Genomic DNA, 14,932 nt, shown 5'->3' with positions numbered 1-14,932 from the left:
GCCGCATGGCGCCTGGCTTTGCGCCATGCCAGGGCCGGCGCGCATGGTTTGCCAGCGGGCCGCGCGCGCATGCGCTAGACTCGTGACGGTTAGTTATTTTAGTAATTTGCTTATTCAATCCATGGATCAGTCATGAGCGGCACCACTCCCGAATTCATCCCCGAAACCACGCAGGACGATCCCGTCCAGGCCAGCAGCCTCGATATCCAGGGCCGCATGCACCAGATTTCCCCCGTCTTCACCGAAGCGGAGCTGCGCCGCCTGCAACGCTATGGCAAGGTCTGCCACTATGCGGGCGGCGCCACCCTGTTCGAGGCGGGCAGCAGCAGCTTCGGCATGCTGGTCATCCTGGCGGGCCACGTGGCCGTCACGCGCCATGAGGGGCTGGGCCGTACCTCGCTGATGCGCGAAATCGGCCCCGGCCACTTCATCGCCGAAGTGGCGCAGCTGTCGGGCCGCCCCGCCCTCGTCAACGGCCATGCCTTGGGCGACGTGGACGTGCTCGTGATCAGTTCGGAATCGCTGCGCGCGCTGATCGTGGCGGAAGCGGAAATGGGCGAGCGCATCGTGCGCGCCCTGATCCTGCGCCGCGTAGCCCTGATCGAAGTCAATTCGGGCGGGCCCGTGCTGGTGGGCCCGCGCGGCAATGGCAATCTGTTCCACCTGCAAAGTTTTCTGTCTAGCAATGGCCACCCGTACACGGTGCTGGACCCGGCCACGGATGCGGCCGCCGCCGCGCTGGCCGGGCGCTACCAGCCCACGCCGCAGGAGTGGCCACTGGTGGTCTGTCCCGACGGCAAGGTCATGAAGAATCCCGGCAATGCGGAACTGGGGCGCTGCCTGGGCATGCTGCCCGATTTGTCCGGCGACAAGATCTTCGACGTGCTGGTGGTGGGCGCAGGCCCTGCCGGCCTGGCCACGGCCGTGTATGCGGCGTCCGAAGGCTTGACCGTGCTGGCGCTGGAACAGCGCGCGTACGGCGGCCAGGCGGGCGCCAGCGCGCGCATCGAAAATTACCTGGGCTTTCCAACCGGTATCTCCGGCCGCGCGCTGGCGGGACGCGCCTATGTGCAGGCGCAAAAATTCGGCGTCGAGATCGCCACTCCGGCCAGCGCCGCCAACCTGCTGTGCGACAGCTGGCCCCTGCGCGTCAATCTGTGCGACGGCACGCAGGTGCGCGCCCGCACGGTGGTGCTGTCCTGCGGCGCGCGCTACCGCCGTCCCTCGCTGGCCAACCTGAAGACGTATGAAGGACGGGGCGTGTACTACTGGGCCTCGCCCATCGAGGCCAAGCTGTGCAAGCAGGAAGAGATCATCCTCGTGGGCGGCGGCAACTCGGCCGGCCAGGCGGCCGTGTTTCTCTCCGGCCACGCGGCCAAGGTCCACATGGTGATCCGCGGCGAAGGCCTGGCGGCCAGCATGTCGAGCTACCTGATCGAGCGCATCGCCGCCACGCCCAACATCACCTTGCACACGCACACGGAAATCATCGCCCTCGAAGGCGACGACGATGGCTTGACGGGCGCCCGCTGGCGCAACAACCAGACGGGCGAAGAAGCCGATTGCGCCGTGCGCCGCGTGTTCCTGTTCGTCGGCGCCGATCCGAACACGGACTGGCTGCACGACTGCGCCGTGGCCGTCGATGAACAGGGTTTCATCCGCACGGGCTTTGACGTCACGCGCGCCGAATGCCGCGCGCACGGCCATGCAATCTACCCTCCCGACTTGCCGGACCGTGCCGCGCTGGAAACGAGCGTGCCCGGCGTGTTCGCCATCGGCGACGTGCGGGCCGGCTCCACCAAGCGCGTGGCCGCCGCCGTCGGCGAAGGGGCGGCCGTGGTGTCGCAGATCCACGGCTTTCTGGCAAGATTGCCCGCCGGCAGCGCCTAACGCAGCGGCGTGGGGTACGTGGCCACGCTGACGTTGCCATCCTTGTCGATGGCCTGGACGCCGAAGAAATAATTGTCCTTCGACAGTTTCAGCCTCGCTTCGGTGACATTGCCCACGTCCTGCGCGCCCTGCCATTGATCGGCCGTGGTGGCGCGCCAGACGATGCGGTAACCGGCCAGGTCCGGTTCCGTATTCGGCTGCCACTGCAAGGTGGTGGCGTTTTCCAGCTGCGCCGTGCGCACCTGCACCTGCGACGGCGCGGCCGGCGCCAGGGCCAGCGAGGCGAGCGCCGCCGCATTGACGCGCGCCACTTTTGCCACATAGTCGTAGTCGACGAATTGCGGCAAGTCGCCGTATTGCACGCCGTTTTCCACGCGCACATCCTGGTGCTGGTGGGCGAAATCCTCATTCGGTTCCGTAAAGCGCAGCGCTGCGTAGCCTTGCGCCAGGAACGGCATATGGTCGCCGCCGCGCAGGTAGCGGTCGGCGCGCTGGATGACGTTGACCTTGAAACCGGGCACGTAGCGCTCGCCCACCTGCTTCACATGGCGCGCCAGCTGGCGCGAGATGGAATCGTTTTCGCCGCCCGTCGCCACCAGCGCGCGCACGCCGTCGCTCATTTCCTTGACGGCGGGAATGCCCTCGGCAAACAGGCGCACCTGGCCGCCATCGACCGTGCCATCGTCCCCGCGCGAGCTGCCGATGATGTCGTTATTGAGCATGCCCGCGATATTGAGGTTTTTCAGTTTTGCCTGCTGCGCCCAGTGGCCGGAACCCAATAAACCCTGCTCCTCGGCCGCCACCGCCATGAAGACGAGGGTGGCGTCGAACCGGTGGCGCGCCATCACGCAGGCCATTTCGATCACGGCCGCCGTGCCCGACGCGTCGTCGTTGGCGCCGGGCGCGTCGCCCCTGGCATCCATCACGTCGGTGGCGCGCGAATCGTAATGGCCGCTGACGACATAGATGCGCCCGGCCGATTGCGGCTGACTGCCCGGCAAAGTGGCCACCACGTTGACGATTTCCGTCGGCCGCGAAATGCGTTTCGACACGGGCGCGACGTGGCTGTCGAACGCCACCTGCAAGCGCCCGCCCGCCTGCGCGCCGCAGCGCTCGAGCTCGGCCTTGATCCAGCGCCTGGCCGCGCCTATGCCCTGCGTGTCGGAGACGGTATCGGACATCGTGTGGCGCGTCTGGAAGCCGACCAGCTTGCGCACGTGCGCCTCGATGCGCTGCGGCGAAATGTCCGCCACGATCTGCCGGATCGGCACGATCTGCGGCTGCGCCCCAGTCGATGGCGCCGCCGCCACGCCCGCCGACAGCAAGGCTGCCGTCACTCCCGTCCATATCCGTAGCATGCCGCCGTCTCCTGTAAATAAGTAGGGGGCTATTCTCGCATTTTTGACGGCAGGCAAGGATGCTCGAGGATCAAAATCGTGCATTGTAGAAACTGCTACAATCGGCCACTCCCCGCCCTGATCATGAAAGACCGCCGCATGCGCCAGACTCCCCTTCTTCCCGCCCGCTGCCGCCCGCGTACGGTCCGCTGACGGTGCGCCGCATGCTCGTCAAACTGCTGCTGTTTGCCATACTGTTCGGCCTGCTCAGCATCGCTGCCCTGTACAGCTACGGGCGCTTCGCCGAGCGTTCGCTGGGGGCGCCCGGCACGGCCTTGCCCGTGGCGATGGATGCCACCCTGCTCGACCGCGTGCTGGCGCCGCAGCTGGCGCAACACCCTCACCAGAGCGGCACGGCGCTGATCGACGACAACCTGGAAGCGTTCGCCCTGCGCGCCCTGAGCGCCCGCGAAGCGGGCCGCAGCATCGACCTGCAGTACTACATCTGGCATAACGACGTCACGGGACGCCTGCTGGTACGCGAACTGCTGCGCGCGGCCGACCGCGGCGTGCGCGTGCGCGTACTGCTCGACGACATCAACGCGCGGGGCCAGGACGCCGCCATCCTCGCGCTCGACAGCCATCCGCTGATCGACGTGCGCATCTTCAATCCCGGCCGCAACCGCGACGGCGTCTGGTGGCGCGCCGTGGAAATGGCCTTGCGCGCCGTCAGCCTGAACCGGCGCATGCACAACAAGGCCTGGATCATCGACGGCAGGGTCGCCCTCGTCGGCGGGCGCAATATCGGCGACGAATATTTCGATGCCGCCGAACAAGTCAATTTCCAGGATGCGGATTTGCTGCTGGTGGGCCCCGCCGTACAGCAGACGAGCGACATCTTCGACCGCTTCTGGAACAGCCGCGCCGTCATCCCCATCGGCGCCCTGCACGCTGGCAAGAACGCGGGCGCGCCGGCACTGCCGCAGCTGCCCGCCGTGCGCGCCCGCCTCGACGCGCTCACGGGCGAACTGGGCGCCTCGCCCTATTTGCGCCAGCTGACCGATGCGGGCCAGCTGCAAGCCCACCTGGATGGCCGCCTGCGCCTGCACTGGAGCGCACACGTGCAAGTGCTGTCGGACCCGCCGGAAAAAGCCGCCCCTGTGGCCAGCCTGCAGCGCAGCGAGCACTGGCTCATGCACAGCCTGTTGCCCTTGCTGACGCAGGCGCGCGAAGAAACGCTGCTGACTTCGCCATATTTCGTGCCCGGCGCGGCGCTGACGCAAAGCCTGGCCGGCAAGGTTGGCGCCGGCGTCAAGGTCAAAGTACTGACCAACTCGCTTGCCGCCACGGACGTGGCCCTCGTGCACGCGGGCTATGCGCGCTACCGCCAGGCGCTGCTGGACGGCGGCATCGAGCTGTATGAATTGAAGACCCTGCACCGCAAGCGCATCAGCCTGATGGGGTCGAGCCGCGCCAGCCTGCATACCAAGGCCGTGGTGGTGGACGGCCAGCGGGGCTTCGTCGGCTCCTTCAACCTCGATCCCCGCTCGGCCCAGCTGAATACGGAAATGGGTGTGCTGTTCGACGATGCCGCGCTGGCAGCCGACATGCGCGCGCTGTTCCTGCATTCGACGGCGAGCGACACCAGCTATCGCGTCTTCCTCGACAACGGTGCCCTGCGCTGGTCCGACGCCACCGAGGAACCGGCCAAGGTGTGGACGCACGATCCGGAAGCGGGCTTCTGGCGCCGCATGCTGGTGTCCCTGATGCGCTGGCTGCCGATCGAGTCGCAGCTGTAGCCGCGCATGGCATGCCTGCCCATGTCATGCAAAAAATTTAACACTGACAAGATTGCCACTCGAAAATATCTGTTGTTTTCAAAGCATGTTACATGCTATTTTGCCAAATGCTGCTATAATCGCCTCAACGGGACACCATCGCTGTCTCGGGAATACCTTTCTCGCCTCTTCCGCGATTGAATCCCACGTTGGCCAAAAGCTCGCCGACAGACTGCCACACTACCCTGTCACTTTTGGAGCTTGCATCATGCGTAAAATCTCTGCTTTGCTGGCGCTGGCCGCCGCTTCCCTGTGCGTCACCGCCGCCCACGCCGCCACAACCAACCTGGTCAAGAATGGCGATTTTGAACTGACCAGCAATGGCACCTCGAAACAGCTGAACGAAGGCACGTACGCGCGCGCCGACCGCACCTACCTGACCGACTGGTCCAGCAAGGGCTATAACTTCGTACTCAACGGCAATAACATCGACGATACCAACGCGGCGACGGCGCTGGCCTTGTGGGGCCCGAACTCGTACAGCGGCGCGGGACCGAAAAACGGCCTGGGCGCCAGCCCCACGGGCGGCAATGTGCTGGCAGCGGACTGGGATTATTTTCCTGGCCCCGTGACCCAGCAAGTGAGCGGCCTGGTCCCCGGCCAGGCCTACACCCTGAGCTTTTCGTATGGCGCCGCCCAGCAAGTGGGCTTCAAGGGCGATAACCCCGTCAACTACTGGGACGTTTCGCTGGGCAACAGCAAGCAGCAGACGGCATCGCTGGCCAACGTCAGCCAGGGCTTCACGGGGTGGCACCAGGCCAGCATGACCTTCACGGCCACGGACAGCAGCGAATTGCTGTCGTTCATGGCGAAGGGCAGCCCGACGGGCGCGCCACCGTTCATGCTGCTCGACGGCGTGTCGCTCGTGTCTGCCGTTCCGGAACCGTCGACCTGGGGCATGCTGATCGGCGGCCTGGGACTGCTCGGTTTCATCGCGCGCCGCCGCAAAGCTGCTGTTGCAGTCTGAGCCGCCAGCACGCATGACAGAATCCGGACCAGCCCAGCCTTGTCCGGATTTTTTTTGGTTCTTGCCTGATGGAATGAAATGAGCCTGCTGCACACCCTGCAAATGCACCTTCCCGGCATCGTCGTCGATGTGCTGCGCCTGGGCCTGTGGCTGGTGCTGCTGGCCGTGGTCTTCGTGCCGCTCGAGCGTTTCTTTGGCGCGCGCCACGGGGGGCGCTCGCGCACGGAACTGTTCAGCGACCTGGGCTTCTATTTCATCAGCAGCCTGCTGCCGGCCGTGCTGCTGGCCGCGCCGCTGGCCCTGATTGCCGTCGCGGGACAACGCTTGCTGCCCGACGCCATTCCCGCCACGCTTGCGGCCCTGCCCCTGTGGGCCAAGCTCCTGCTGGGCTTGCTGATCGGCGAAGTCGGTACTTACTGGGGGCATAGGCTCAGCCATGAAATTCCGTGGCTGTGGCGCTACCACGCCGTGCATCACAGCACGGAACAGCTGTATTTCCTGGCCAATACGCGCACCCATCCCGTCGACATGGTCGTCACGCGCCTGTTCGGCCTGACGCCCTTGTATCTGCTGGGCCTGGCAGGCCCCGGCGCGGCCGGCAGTGCCGCGCCCGTGCTCCTGCTGCTGATCGGTACTGTCTGGGGCTTCTTTATCCACGCCAACCTGCGCTGGCGCTTCGGCCCACTGGAATGGCTGGTCGCCACACCCGCCTTCCACCATTGGCATCACAGCAAATTCGAACACATCAACCGCAACTACGCCTCCACCTTGCCCGTGCTGGACCGCCTGTTCGGCACCCATCACCTGCCGCGCACCTGGCCCAATGCCTGCGGTATCGAGGCGCCCATGCCGAAGACGCTGGCGGGACAGCTGGCGGCGCCATTCCGGCACGGCAGCAGCGAATAAAAAAACCCCGCGCGGCCGGTACCGCGCGGGGTTTCCTGTCGTGCTGCGCGGCACCACCACGCAACACGCTTTACAGCAACACGCTTACTTTTTCTCGGCTTCAGCCTTCTTTGCATCCGCTGCGGCCAGTTTCGCTTCCTTCTTCGCAGCCGCTTCCGCAGCCTTGGCTTCTTTCTTGGCCGCCGTTGCCGCTTTCTTCGCAGCCGCGGCTTCCTTCTTCGTTTCGGCAGCCGTTTTCACGGGCGCAGCATCGGCGGCAGCGGCGGGCGCGGCAGCCGGGACGGCCTTGGCGGCGGCAGCTTCTTTCTTGGCAGCAGCAGCGGCAGCCTTCGCTTCTTTCTTCGCAGCAGCAGCTTCTTTCGTCGTTTCAGCGGCTGTCTTGGCTGGCGCCGCAGCGGTGTCGGTCGCAGCAGCTGGCTTCGGTGCGGCTTCTTTCGCTGCAACTTCCTTCACAGCAGCTTCCTTTTTTGCCGGAGCAGCTTTCGCCACGGGCGCCGCCGGCGCGCCGGACTTGGCCTGGCCATTCACCTGCAAGCCCGCTTCCGACAGTTTCACGGAACTTTTCGGACCGATGCCCTTCACGCGGCTTTCGAAATCGGCCCAATCCTTGAAGGCGCCGCCCTTGGCGCGTTCATCGACGATGGCCTTCGACGTGACGGGGCCGATGCCCTTGACGCTGTCGAGTGCCGCCTGGTCCGCCTTGTTGACATCGACCTGAGCAAAGGCAAAGCCCATCGTCGCGATCAGGGTGGCGATGGCCAGCAGTATTTTTTTGAACATGGGTATCTCTCCGTGATGTGGTTTCAAGATGACTCGAACGCAAGGGAGGAACAGCGCCTTAACGGCTTTAACGGCTGTGGCGTGATACGGTTGACAAGACGGGATGGCGGAACGGAGGGAAGACCTGCGCCAGATCAAACGGCCGGCGCAGGCGATACAACAAGATTACTGGGGGAACAGCTCGTCGCGGGTGACGGTGGCCGTGCCCAGCTTGCCGACGACGATGCCGCCGGCCCGGTTGGCCGTGCGCACGGCGTCGCCCAGGTCCATGCCGGCGCCCAGCATGGCCGCCATGGTGGCGATCACCGTGTCGCCAGCACCCGAAACGTCGAACACTTCGCGCGCATCGGTGGGCATGTGCAGCACGGCGTCGGCCGTGTACAGGCTCATGCCCTCTTCCGAACGGGTCAGCAGCAAGGCGTCCAGGCCCAGTTGCGCGCGCATCTGCTGCGCGCGTTCGGTCAATTGCTCTTCCGTGCTCCAGTTGCCGACCACGCGGCGCAGTTCCGATTTGTTCGGAGTGAGCACTGACGCACCCGCATAGCGGCTGAAATCATCGCCTTTCGGGTCGACCATGACGATCTTGCCAGCGGCCCTGGCAGCCTTGATCATCTCGGCCACATTCACCAGGCTGCCCTTGGCGTAGTCCGACAGGATCACCACGTCGTAATGCGGCAAGAGGGCATTAAACTGCGCCAGCTTGTCGCGCAGCACTTCATCGCTGGGCGCATCCTCGAAGTCGATGCGCAGCATTTGCTGCTGGCGGCCGATCACGCGCAGCTTGATGATGGTGGAAATGGCTGCATCGCGCTGCAGATAGCTGTGGATGCCGCCGCCTTCGAGCAGGCGCTCGACCTGGCTGCCCGCCTCGTCGTCGCCGACCACGCCCAGCAAGCTCGTCTTCGCACCCAGCGCGGCCGCGTTGCGCGCCACGTTGGCCGCGCCGCCCAGGCGCTCTTCGCGCTTCTCGATGCGCACGATGGGCACGGGCGCTTCCGGCGAAATACGACTGACGTCGCCAAACCAGTAACGGTCCAGCATGACATCGCCCACCACCAGCAAGCGCACCTGGGCCAGTGCGGCCGGCGCCGTCAAGGCGACCACCTCGTGGGCGCTCATGCGCGCGTCAGGATCGAGCGACCGATCCCGTGGTATTCGATGCCCGCCTCGGCCATGACGGCCGGCTCGAACAGGTTGCGGCCGTCAAAGATCACGGCCTGCTTCAGGCGCGCCTTGATCTGCGCAAAGTCGGGACTGCGGAACGCTTTCCACTCGGTCACGATGGCCAGCGCATCGGCGTCCGTCAGCGCGTCGAGCGGGCTGTCGGCAAAGCGCACCTTCGCCAATTGCTCAGGCGTCAGATCCAGTTGCAGCACGCGGCGCGCCTCGGCCATGGCGACGGGATCGTAGACGGCCACCGTGGCGCCCCGTGTCAGCAAGTCCGCCAGCAGCACGCGGGCCGACGCTTCGCGCATGTCGTCCGTATTCGGCTTGAAGGCCAGGCCCCACACGGCAAAATGCCGGCCCGTCAGATCCTCGCCGAAGCGGGTGACCACTTTGCCGCCCAGCACCTGTTTCTGCCGGTCATTGACGGCTTCGACGGCGCGCAGGATCAGCAATTCCTGGCCATGGCCGCGCGCCGTGCGCTCGAGCGCCTGCACGTCTTTCGGGAAGCAGGAACCGCCGTAGCCGCAACCCGCGTACAGGAAGCTGTGGCCGATGCGGGGGTCGGAACCGATGCCGTGGCGCACAGCTTCGATGTCGACGCCCACCTTGTCGGCCAGGTTCGCCAGTTCATTCATGAACGAGATACGCGTGGCCAGCATGGCATTGGCCGCATACTTCGTGAATTCGGCCGAACGCACGTCCATCCAGTGGGTGCGCTCGTGGTTGCGGTTGAACGGCGCGTACAGGCTTTTCAGCAATTCGCGCGCGCGCTCGCCGTCTGGGGTGCTGTCGCAGCCGATGACGATGCGGTCGGGGCGCATGAAGTCTTCGACGGCCGCGCCTTCCTTGAGGAATTCCGGGTTCGACGCCACCGAGAACGTGGCAGCCACGCCGCGCGCGTCCAGTTCGCCCTGGATGGCGGCGCGCACTTTTTCCGCCGTACCGACAGGCACGGTCGACTTGTCGACGATGACCTTGAAGTCCGTCATGTATTTGCCGATGCCGCGGGCAGCGGCCAGCACGTATTGCAGGTCGGCCGAACCGTCTTCATCGGGCGGCGTGCCGACGGCGATGAATTGCATCGCGCCGTGCGCGGCGGCCGCTTCCACGTCCGTGGAAAAGGTCATGCGGCCGGCGGCGCGGTTGCGCGCCACGACTTCTTCCAGGCCCGGTTCGTGGATGGGGATGCCGCCGCTGTTGAGCAGCGCTACCTTTTGTGCGTCCAGGTCGAGGCAAAAGACGTCGTTGCCCAGCTCCGCCAGGCAGGCGCCGGTCACGAGGCCAACATAGCCGGTGCCGATAATGGTGATTTTCATGGTTGTGCCGTATTTGTAATATATCTATCTGACTTGCAAGTGCACAGCACAGGGTTCAGGGCAAGGCGCGGCGCCGAAGACAGTACGAATCGTACGGCGAGGCGCTGCAACGCAGCCATGGGCCCTGTGGCGGGCACGACTAATTCATGACGTTGAGTTCTTCCGTGCGTCGCGGTGGATACGTTTCCCACTTGTTGCAGCCCGGGCAGTGCCAGTAGAACTGGCGCGCCTTGAAGCCGCAGTGGCTGCACTGGTAGCGGGCCAGCTTCTGCGTGTAGCCGTGCACGAGGTTTTTCACCATCGACAGCTCGGACCAGATGGCGGCCGGCGCATCCATCATGCGCGCCTCGAGCAGTTTATCGAGGCCCAGCAGGGTGGGCGTGCGGCGCAGCTCGGCGCTGACCAGCTGCTTTGCCGCTTCCACGCCGTCGAGTTCGATGACGGCCTTGAAGACGACTTCGATCAGGTCGATCGACGACGCTTCTTCCAGGTAGGAACGCAGCAGGTTGACGCCTTCCTGCGCACGGCCCACCTTGGTATAGCCATCCATCAGGCGCTGCGCCACCAGGGCCACGTGCGGCACGCTTTGCTGCTCCACACGGCGCCAGGTGGTCAGCGCGCCTTCCACGTCGCCGCGCGCCAGCAGCACGTCGCCCGTCAGGATGGTGGCGCGCACGCTCTTGCGGTCCGTCTGCAGGGCTTTTTCCAGCAGCGGCATGGCCTCGTCCGGCTTCATGTGCACGAGCGCGTCATGCGCCAGTTCGCAATAGAACTGGGCGATTTCCTTCTGGCGCGCACCGGCGCCCGACTCCTGCAAGCCCACGGCCGCTTCGATGGCGCGTGGCCATTCCTTTTCGCGCTGGTAGATTTCCAGCAGCGCGCGGCGCGCCTGGGCCGCATATTGCGTGTCGACCAGGCTGTTGAAAGTTTCTTCGGCGCGGTCCAGCAAGCCCGCCTTCAGGTAATCCATGCCCAGCTCGTAGGCGGCATGGCCCTGCTGTTCCAGCGGCAGGTCGGGACGCGCCAGCAAGTTCTGGTGCACGCGGATGGCGCGTTCCGTTTCGCCGCGGCGGCGGAACAGATTGCCCAGCGCAAAGTGCATATCGGCCGATTCCGGGTCCAGCTTGACGACTTCGATGAAGGCATCGATGGCCTTGTCATGCTGCTCATTGAGCAGGAAATTCAAGCCCTTGAAGTAATTGCGCGGCAGGCTGCGCGATTCGGACACCAGTTGATGAATGTCCACGCGCGCGGCAATCCAGCCCAGCGCGAAAAACACCGGGATACCCAAGAGCCACCAGAGTTCAAAATCCATGCGATTGTTTTTATTCGAGTAAGAGAGATAGGAGCGCCGGCGCAGCTTACTGCGCGCTCACGCTGTCCGGTTGCGGCTGGACATTGCTGGCCACGCCAACGGTCTGCAGCGCTGCAATGGTGGTTTTTTGCTTGGTCGCTTCGCGGCGGTGACGGAACACGGTCGGCGTCAGGGCCAGGACACCGAGGCTGGCGCCGGCGACAAAAAAGCCCAGCAGCATCAGGACCAGGGGGCCGCGAATTTCATAATTGAGAAATACATGCAGGTCGACAACCTGCGCATTCTTCAGCGCAAAACTGAAGAACAGGACGAAGAGAACACAGCCAACGATGGTGGAGATGATTTTCATCGATAGGTCCAGAGTGAACAATAAAATGCCCGTGCCACATGACACAAACGTAGAGCGCTGATCAAACCGTAGCGAGCGGCAGTGATTTGTGGCCGAGAAGCACAACCGTACTGAAGTACGGTGAGCATCGCCGGCCGCAAAGCGCGACGCGCAGTAGGTTTGATCAGTGCTCTACAGCATATTAACAAAAAAAAGCGGCATCCAAGGACGCCGCTTTCTATGTCGCCTTCCAGCAGACGATTAATCCTCGATGATCGGTTGTCCGACCATCGCGTCCACCCGCTCGCGCAACTGTTTGCCCGGTTTGAAGTGGGGCACCCGTTTTTCGGGCACCATCACCTTGTCGCCGGATTTCGGGTTGCGGCCGATGCGCGGGGGCCTGCTGTTCAGGGCAAAACTGCCAAAACCGCGGATCTCGATACGCTGGCCCGTCGCCAGGGCGTTGGTCATCGCATCGAGAATGGTCTTGACGGCATACTCCGCATCTTTCGCCACCAGCTGAGAATAACGCTCAGCGAGGCGGTTGATCAGCTCGGACTTTGTCATCTGCCGTATCCGCAGTCTTAGTTCTTGTTATCGAACTTAGCTTTCAACAAGGCGCCCAGGCTGGTGGTGCCCGAAGCTGCGTTGTTGTCGGTAGCTGCCATCTTCTGCATGGCTTCCTGGGTTTCAACGTTGTCTTTCGCTTTGATCGACAGTTGGATACCACGGGCTTTGCGGTCGATGTTCAACACCATTGCTTCGACGGTGTCGCCGACTTTCAGGTGCGTACCAGCATCTTCAACGCGGTCGCGCGAGATTTCGGAAGCGCGCAGGTAGCCTTCGACTTCTTCGGACAGTTGGATCACGGCGCCTTTAGGCTCAACCGATTTAACGGTACCGGTTACCAGCGAGCCTTTGTCGTTCATGGCTGCGAAGTTGTTGAATGGGTCACCTTCCAATTGCTTGACGCCCAGGGAAACGCGCTCGCGCTCAACGTCGATGGCCAGAACGATGGCTTCCAGTTCGTCACCTTTCTTGAAGCGACGCACGGCTTCTTCGCCGGTTTCGGTCCAGGACAGGTCGGACAGGTGCACCAGACCGTCGATGTTGCCGGCCAGGCCGATGAACACGCCGAAGTCGGTGATCGATTTGATCGCGCCGCGGACTTTGTCACCTTTCTTATGGGTAACACCGAAGTCGTCCCATGGGTTGGCTTTGCACTGTTTCATGCCCAGCGAAATACGACGACGCTCTTCGTCGATTTCCAGAACCATCACTTCTACTTCGTCGCCCAGTTGGACAACTTTGTTAGGAGCAACGTTTTTGTTCGTCCAGTCCATTTCGGAAACGTGTACCAGACCTTCGATACCCTGTTCCACTTCAACGAACGCGCCGTAGTCGGTCAGGTTCGTTACTTTACCGAACAGACGGGTGCTTTGTGGGTAACGACGGGACAGACCGGTCCAAGGATCGTCGCCCAGTTGCTTCACGCCCAGCGAAACACGGTTTTTCTCTTGATCGTATTTCAGGACTTTGGCGGTGATTTCCTGGCCAACCGTCAGAACTTCCGACGGGTGACGTACACGGCGCCATGCCAGGTCGGTGATGTGCAGCAGGCCATCGATACCGCCCAGATCCACGAACGCGCCGTAGTCGGTGATATTTTTGACGACGCCGGTCACGACCGTGCCTTCTTTCAGCGTTTCCATCAGTTTCTGACGCTCTTCGCCCATCGAAGCTTCGATGACGGCGCGGCGGGACAGAACCACGTTGTTACGCTTGCGATCCAGCTTGATCACTTTGAATTCGAGGGTTTTGCCTTCGAATGGGGTGGTGTCTTTGACAGGACGGGTATCAACCAGCGAGCCCGGCAGGAATGCACGGATGCCGTTGGTCAACACGGTCAGACCGCCTTTGACTTTACCATTGACGGTACCGACGACGATTTCGCCCGATTCCATCGCTTTTTCCAGAGCCAGCCACGAAGCCAGACGCTTGGCTTTATCGCGCGACAGGATGGTATCGCCGAAACCGTTTTCCAGCGATTCGATCGCCACGGAAACGAAGTCACCAACTTTGACTTCCAGTTCGCCGTGGTCGTTCTTGAATTCTTCGACAGGGATGAATGCTTCGGATTTGAGGCCAGCGTTCACGATCACGAAATTGTGGTCGAGGCGCACGACTTCAGCGGAAATAACTTCGCCGGAGCGCATATCTTGACGCGACAACGATTCCTCGAAGAGCGCAGCAAAACTTTCCATACCGGTAGATTCGTTAGTTGTAACAGTAGACATAGGGTTCACACAGGTTATCCAGCAGAGATCGCACGATGCGACTTAAACTGGGTTAGGTTTTTGACACACCCGGACAGGCCAGGAGCCGTCAACGGGCACCACATAGCTCGCGCTATTTTGTTGCAGCGGCATACCATTTCAACACGGTTTCAACGGCTTCATCCGCCGTCATTGCCGAGGTATCGAGGACATGCGCCCCTTCCGCGGGGACCAGCGGCGCAATCGCACGGTGAGTATCACGTTCGTCCCGCGCCTGCAAATCCATCAGAAGGTCTTCCATATTAGCAGAAAAACCCTTGTCTATCAATTGCTTGTAGCGCCGTTGCGCGCGCGCCTCGACGCTGGCCGTGAGGAACACCTTCAGCGGGGCATGCGGGAAGATCACCGTGCCCATGTCGCGTCCGTCCGCCACCAGGCCCGGCGCCTTGCGGAAACCCAGCTGCAAGCCCACCAGCGCATGGCGCAAAGTTGGCAAGACGGCAATCTTCGACGCCGTATTGCCCACTTCTTCGGCTCGGATCAGCTCGGTGACGTTTTCCTGCGCCAGCAGGATTTCGCCGCCCGCGAAATGGCAGGGCAGGTGCTCGGCCAGCTTGGCCAGCGCGTGCTCGTCGCGCAAGTCCGTGCCGCGGCGCAGCGCCGTCAGGGCCGTCAGGCGGTACAACGCGCCCGAGTCCAGGTAATGAAAGCCCAGCTTGTCGGCCACGCGGTGCGCCACCGTGCCCTTGCCGGAAGCAGTGGGGCCGTCGATGGCGATGACTGGAATATTGGAGGTCGGCATTGTGTTATTG

The 14,932-nt window shown here is 63.3% G+C and carries 13 protein-coding genes; 4 read left to right on the top strand and 9 right to left on the bottom strand.

The genetic code is table 11. The annotated features are described in order from the left end of the window. Positions 1 to 132: 132 nt before the first annotated feature. Positions 133 to 1,890, top strand: coding sequence for an FAD-dependent oxidoreductase (locus tag VPH41_RS25210; RefSeq protein ID WP_328571891.1), 1,758 nt, complete (start codon positions 133 to 135; stop codon positions 1,888 to 1,890). On the opposite strand, the gene VPH41_RS25205 is transcribed toward VPH41_RS25210, so the two are convergent. Next, a complete protein-coding gene (locus VPH41_RS25205; RefSeq protein ID WP_328571890.1) occupies positions 1,887 to 3,248 on the bottom strand; it encodes a M28 family metallopeptidase in 1,362 nt (453 codons plus the stop codon). The two genes, VPH41_RS25210 and VPH41_RS25205, sit on opposite strands and share 4 nt — an antisense overlap. Before the next feature lie 203 nt (positions 3,249 to 3,451). Between VPH41_RS25205 and VPH41_RS25200 the strand changes: the two genes are divergently transcribed. From VPH41_RS25200 to VPH41_RS25190, 3 genes are all read left to right on the top strand, one after another. After that, a complete protein-coding gene (locus VPH41_RS25200) occupies positions 3,452 to 5,026 on the top strand; it encodes a phospholipase D family protein (protein WP_328571889.1) in 1,575 nt (524 codons plus the stop codon). 247 nt (positions 5,027 to 5,273) lie between these two features. Then, a complete protein-coding gene (locus tag VPH41_RS25195) occupies positions 5,274 to 6,032 on the top strand; it encodes a PEPxxWA-CTERM sorting domain-containing protein (protein WP_328571888.1) in 759 nt (252 codons plus the stop codon). A 78-nt stretch (positions 6,033 to 6,110) separates the two neighbouring features. Next, the gene (locus VPH41_RS25190; protein ID WP_328571887.1) at positions 6,111 to 6,938 is read left to right on the top strand and encodes a sterol desaturase family protein; all 828 of its coding nucleotides are present in this window, start codon (positions 6,111 to 6,113) and stop codon (positions 6,936 to 6,938) included. An 84-nt stretch (positions 6,939 to 7,022) separates the two neighbouring features. On the opposite strand, the gene VPH41_RS25185 is transcribed toward VPH41_RS25190, so the two are convergent. The 8 genes from VPH41_RS25185 to cmk form a co-directional block, all read right to left on the bottom strand. Beyond that, positions 7,023 to 7,718: a ComEA family DNA-binding protein gene (locus VPH41_RS25185; protein ID WP_328571886.1), complete on the bottom strand. Its 696-nt coding sequence runs from the start codon at positions 7,716 to 7,718 to the stop codon at positions 7,023 to 7,025. A gap of 165 nt (positions 7,719 to 7,883) precedes the next feature. Beyond that, the gene (gene rfaE1 / locus VPH41_RS25180; protein ID WP_152258117.1) at positions 7,884 to 8,837 is read right to left on the bottom strand and encodes a D-glycero-beta-D-manno-heptose-7-phosphate kinase; all 954 of its coding nucleotides are present in this window, start codon (positions 8,835 to 8,837) and stop codon (positions 7,884 to 7,886) included. Continuing rightward, complete coding sequence (locus tag VPH41_RS25175; protein WP_328571885.1) at positions 8,834 to 10,201, bottom strand: UDP-glucose dehydrogenase family protein; 1,368 nt, start codon at positions 10,199 to 10,201, stop codon at positions 8,834 to 8,836. Before VPH41_RS25175 ends, rfaE1 begins: the two co-directional genes overlap by 4 nt. Before the next feature lie 139 nt (positions 10,202 to 10,340). Beyond that, positions 10,341 to 11,516: a lipopolysaccharide assembly protein LapB gene (gene lapB, locus VPH41_RS25170; protein ID WP_152284028.1), complete on the bottom strand. Its 1,176-nt coding sequence runs from the start codon at positions 11,514 to 11,516 to the stop codon at positions 10,341 to 10,343. Positions 11,517 to 11,562: 46 nt separating this feature from the next. Beyond that, on the bottom strand, positions 11,563 to 11,865 hold the full coding sequence (locus VPH41_RS25165; RefSeq protein WP_034751796.1) for a LapA family protein: 303 nt from the start codon (positions 11,863 to 11,865) through the stop codon (positions 11,563 to 11,565). Between the two features lie 240 nt (positions 11,866 to 12,105). After that, positions 12,106 to 12,411 (bottom strand): integration host factor subunit beta, encoded by a 306-nt coding sequence (locus VPH41_RS25160; protein WP_008446215.1) that lies wholly within the window; start codon positions 12,409 to 12,411, stop codon positions 12,106 to 12,108. A gap of 17 nt (positions 12,412 to 12,428) precedes the next feature. Further along, a complete protein-coding gene (rpsA, locus tag VPH41_RS25155) occupies positions 12,429 to 14,141 on the bottom strand; it encodes a 30S ribosomal protein S1 (RefSeq protein ID WP_071650172.1) in 1,713 nt (570 codons plus the stop codon). Between the two features lie 112 nt (positions 14,142 to 14,253). Beyond that, on the bottom strand, positions 14,254 to 14,922 hold the full coding sequence (gene cmk, locus VPH41_RS25150; RefSeq protein WP_328571884.1) for a (d)CMP kinase: 669 nt from the start codon (positions 14,920 to 14,922) through the stop codon (positions 14,254 to 14,256). Positions 14,923 to 14,932 lie beyond the last annotated feature (10 nt).

It is taken from the genome of Janthinobacterium sp. P210006 (genome assembly GCF_036231885.1).
Classification (GTDB): Bacteria; Pseudomonadota; Gammaproteobacteria; order Burkholderiales; family Burkholderiaceae_D; genus Janthinobacterium; species Janthinobacterium violaceinigrum.
The sequence above is the reverse complement of the archived record's forward strand: the minus strand, read 5'-3'. Positions and strand labels throughout refer to the sequence as shown.

Coding starts and splice junctions, on each gene's coding strand:
- VPH41_RS25210 (WP_328571891.1), top strand. CDS start 133: ATGAGCGGCACCACTCCCGAATTCATCCCCGAAACCACGCAGGACGAT.
- VPH41_RS25205 (WP_328571890.1), bottom strand. CDS start 3,248: ATGCTACGGATATGGACGGGAGTGACGGCAGCCTTGCTGTCGGCGGGC.
- VPH41_RS25200 (WP_328571889.1), top strand. CDS start 3,452: ATGCTCGTCAAACTGCTGCTGTTTGCCATACTGTTCGGCCTGCTCAGC.
- VPH41_RS25195 (WP_328571888.1), top strand. CDS start 5,274: ATGCGTAAAATCTCTGCTTTGCTGGCGCTGGCCGCCGCTTCCCTGTGC.
- VPH41_RS25190 (WP_328571887.1), top strand. CDS start 6,111: ATGAGCCTGCTGCACACCCTGCAAATGCACCTTCCCGGCATCGTCGTC.
- VPH41_RS25185 (WP_328571886.1), bottom strand. CDS start 7,718: ATGTTCAAAAAAATACTGCTGGCCATCGCCACCCTGATCGCGACGATG.
- rfaE1 (WP_152258117.1), bottom strand. CDS start 8,837: ATGAGCGCCCACGAGGTGGTCGCCTTGACGGCGCCGGCCGCACTGGCC.
- VPH41_RS25175 (WP_328571885.1), bottom strand. CDS start 10,201: ATGAAAATCACCATTATCGGCACCGGCTATGTTGGCCTCGTGACCGGC.
- lapB (WP_152284028.1), bottom strand. CDS start 11,516: ATGGATTTTGAACTCTGGTGGCTCTTGGGTATCCCGGTGTTTTTCGCG.
- VPH41_RS25165 (WP_034751796.1), bottom strand. CDS start 11,865: ATGAAAATCATCTCCACCATCGTTGGCTGTGTTCTCTTCGTCCTGTTC.
- VPH41_RS25160 (WP_008446215.1), bottom strand. CDS start 12,411: ATGACAAAGTCCGAGCTGATCAACCGCCTCGCTGAGCGTTATTCTCAG.
- rpsA (WP_071650172.1), bottom strand. CDS start 14,141: ATGTCTACTGTTACAACTAACGAATCTACCGGTATGGAAAGTTTTGCT.
- cmk (WP_328571884.1), bottom strand. CDS start 14,922: ATGCCGACCTCCAATATTCCAGTCATCGCCATCGACGGCCCCACTGCT.